Genomic DNA, 3,049 nt, shown 5'->3' on the forward strand with positions numbered 1-3,049 from the left:
TTTTTTGGTTTTTTTCCCCCCCCCCCCCCCCTTATTTGGGGGTTTTTTTCTCCCCCCCCCCCTTTTTGGGGGGTGGGTGGGGGGGGGGTGCAGGACTCCGCATCCACCCAAATCATCTAAAATTAGCGATTCTTGATGCTCTGCCACAAGTCTTTTAACTGCTGCTTGATGAGTCTCTCCTTCCGCGCGGCGGAAGAACCAGCTTTGGCAAATTCACCAGTGGCGGCTTCAGTCTTTTGCTCTAGCGGAATCGTCCCAGTAGTTTCAGCCTCAGCGCGAGTCTTTTCGTACCAGACTTTGGTACCATCGATTTGCCGCTTGACCTGAAAATAGCGATCGCCGTAGCGTGTCTCTAGTTGGCGATCCAACTCGATGAGCTTGGCTTTGAGACGTGTGGACTGAGCTTGCAACAATGGAAATATACTGAGTGTTAAGAGCATTTGTGTTGTTCCTCAATGATGCTAATGGTTGAGAAATTTCCCATTCAGCCAGAGCCATCTGGATTAGTAGTCGCGATCGACCGTTGCTGTCGGTCTGGGATTGCGGACACCGATCGCCGAACCGATCAGGGAAGCGATTAGTCCTAAGAGCGAACCGAAGACAAAAGACCAACTGACTTTGGCAGTATTACCAGCAATATCGCGAGCTTGTTGGGCGGTAATATTCGGTACTGGTGGCGCTTGCTGTCCGGTGATGACCCCAGTCGTGGCATTAGGTGCCGCTTGGCGAACTTGATTGATGACGCTGCCAGCATTGGATGCTGCTACGCCAAAGGCTCCAGAGACACCGCTAGAAAGCAACCAGGCACTCAAGGCTAGAGTCGAAGCCCATAAGATCGCCCCGTTGAGTAATGCCGTGTTGCGGTTCATTCGGCCGGAAGTACGCGCCGCAGTCCAGCCACCGACGAACAAGGAGATCAGCAAGCTAATAATCGACCAAATGCCGACACCAACACCAACGCCACCAGCTTCGGTACGAGGTGCGCCCGAGTCGCCGATACTACTCGCTCCAATGGCTACACCCAATGCACTCAAGACGAGTTGCGTACTTAGGGCAATCATTAATCCGGCGATGATGGGACCCCAGCGTACTTGATCGTGGTAGCCAGTTGCAACTACAGGTACCGTTCGTTCGCCGATATAGTCATTTGGTCTATCTACATATGCCATAATAATGCTCCGAATTATTGATGTGTGGTTAGCTGACAAAATTGATTGAGATGCACCGTTAACTGATATTTCCAGCCCTAGTTATTTTTGAGTTTAGCGATCGCTTTTTCGACTTGCTTGACCGCTGGCGGTATGGTGTCGCTAGATCTGTACATTTTGTCTCGATCTGCGGCTTTGGGTTGGACTTCATTGAGCGCACCCTGAGAACGCGCCTCGATCGATTCTGGAGACATCGCGGGTTTTGCTAGTGCCTCTTTCGATTTTTCCTCGATCTGTGGCAGTTGCTCTACGCCTTTGGTAGTGGGGCTTTTGCCAGCTAGAGCGGGAAAACTGCTAGCAAAGACCAATACTGCCGACAGGACGATCGACATTAGCATCCGCAGGGGACGAATATTGACAAACAATGCAGACAGGTATTTCATATCAAACTCCTCTAAATAAATCGGTCGTGTACGGGTGCCAAGATAGCGATAAGTCGCCAGAATCTAGATATTTCTACTAGCAACTAAGCCGTAGAGATAAATTGCAATAATCGCGCCTAACACGGCAATTGCTACGCCCGGAATACTTAATCCAGCCGCTGTAAATTGCAATGTTCCAGTCTGTATGAAGGTGAACAAACTCCCCCCAACAAATGCACCAATTACGCCTAAGATTAGCGTCGATAGCCAGCCGCCACCTTGATCTCCAGGAACGATTGCTTTGGCGATCGCGCCAGCTAGCAATCCTAAAACTACCCATGCAATAAGATTAGTCATAATTTATTTCTCCGTTGAATTTGCCTGTATCAGTAATTTACCAGCAGTACCTCCCAAACCCTTTCTCTCAAGTGGATGAACTATACATTTGTAGTTAGCGTCAATGGACAGAGGAGTATCGACCTACAAGCAGATGATTTTTCTTTAGCGATCGCGAAATGTTTAGATCTAGTCTGTAGTCTGCCGATCGCGCCTACGATTGAACCTGTGCGGGGGAAACGTTTCGATCGTGATGATTGGCGATATCTTGGAGCGTCCATTCTTGGATGCCAGCTTTGGTAAAAATTGACTCAGCCTGGTTCAGATCGCTGGGCGAGCCTTCAATCATTACCAGGTAATTGCCCTGAGCGACGCGATCGCTATACATGGTCGCCCGTTCATCTGGGATATTCAGACCGATTAGACCTCCAGCTAGGCTACCAGCCGTCGCGCCGATCGCGCTACCAGATGCCGTTGCAGCTAAGGCAGTAGCGGCAGCGCCCGCAAGCATCACCGGACCGACCCCGGGCAGTGCCAAGGCACCCAAACCGACTAATAATCCCGCCACGCCGCCAAAAGCCGTACCTGCGATCGCGCCATTTTTGGCAGTTTCACCAGCAATCCCATTGTGAGCTGCTTCGTCACCAAGATCGGCAAGTGCCTCGCTGGTTTTGGCTCCAGTTACCTCCACTTGGCGTTCGACATCGCGACCGATGAGGGAGACTCGCTCCATTGCAAAGCCAGCACTTGCCAGTTTTATCAACGCACTTTCGGCACTGTCATAGCTAGAAAATATCCCTATGCCACGTTTGTCAGACATCTCGTTTACTCCTGATTTTTTTAAGTATTAATTACCCTCACCCCGCCAGATCCTTCGGCTCTGGCTCCCCTCTCCCCAGCTTGGGAGACAGGGTGGTTTCATACACCGAAATAAAAATCTTTCATACCAAATCTGCTTCACAAACCCTTCTTTGGCGATCGAAACCCCTTGCCCTCACCCCCAACCCCTCTCCCAAGCTTGGGAGCGATTCGCGCACGTCGGGTTCCCCGACGGTTTAGCGGCGTTTTTATTCGGGGGTTCCCCCCGAATAAAAAAACGACAAGACAGCGAATCAAGACAGAGGGGAGCCGGAGCCGGAGGCG

Annotated in this window: 5 protein-coding genes; all 5 read right to left on the reverse strand. The window is 51.0% G+C overall.

Translation table 11 applies throughout. The features are described from left to right. Positions 1 to 122 precede the first annotated feature (122 nt). The 5 genes from RMO35_RS17190 to RMO35_RS17210 all read right to left on the reverse strand — a co-directional run bounded on the left by RMO35_RS17190 (position 123) and on the right by RMO35_RS17210 (position 2,726). On the reverse strand, positions 123 to 440 hold the full coding sequence (locus tag RMO35_RS17190) for a hypothetical protein (protein ID WP_309742535.1): 318 nt from the start codon (positions 438 to 440) through the stop codon (positions 123 to 125). Positions 441 to 503: 63 nt separating this feature from the next. Next, entirely contained in the window at positions 504 to 1,169 is a 666-nt protein-coding gene (locus tag RMO35_RS17195) for a hypothetical protein (protein WP_309742536.1), read from the reverse strand. 77 nt (positions 1,170 to 1,246) lie between these two features. Further along, entirely contained in the window at positions 1,247 to 1,591 is a 345-nt protein-coding gene (locus tag RMO35_RS17200) for a hypothetical protein (RefSeq protein WP_309742537.1), read from the reverse strand. A gap of 63 nt (positions 1,592 to 1,654) precedes the next feature. After that, positions 1,655 to 1,927, reverse strand: a complete 273-nt coding sequence (locus RMO35_RS17205; RefSeq protein ID WP_309742538.1) for a GlsB/YeaQ/YmgE family stress response membrane protein — start codon at positions 1,925 to 1,927, stop codon at positions 1,655 to 1,657. Between the two features lie 193 nt (positions 1,928 to 2,120). Further along, positions 2,121 to 2,726: a signal transduction histidine kinase (STHK), LytS gene (locus RMO35_RS17210; RefSeq protein ID WP_309742539.1), complete on the reverse strand. Its 606-nt coding sequence runs from the start codon at positions 2,724 to 2,726 to the stop codon at positions 2,121 to 2,123. Between the last annotated feature and the right edge of the window lie 323 nt (positions 2,727 to 3,049).

The organism is Chamaesiphon sp. OTE_20_metabat_361, from assembly GCF_031364565.1.

Bases quoted from the DNA above. Each gene is read 5' to 3' on its own strand.
- RMO35_RS17190 (WP_309742535.1), bottom strand. From the start codon at position 440: ATGCTCTTAACACTCAGTATATTTCCATTGTTGCAAGCTCAGTCCACA.
- RMO35_RS17195 (WP_309742536.1), bottom strand. From the start codon at position 1,169: ATGGCATATGTAGATAGACCAAATGACTATATCGGCGAACGAACGGTA.
- RMO35_RS17200 (WP_309742537.1), bottom strand. From the start codon at position 1,591: ATGAAATACCTGTCTGCATTGTTTGTCAATATTCGTCCCCTGCGGATG.
- RMO35_RS17205 (WP_309742538.1), bottom strand. From the start codon at position 1,927: ATGACTAATCTTATTGCATGGGTAGTTTTAGGATTGCTAGCTGGCGCG.
- RMO35_RS17210 (WP_309742539.1), bottom strand. From the start codon at position 2,726: ATGTCTGACAAACGTGGCATAGGGATATTTTCTAGCTATGACAGTGCC.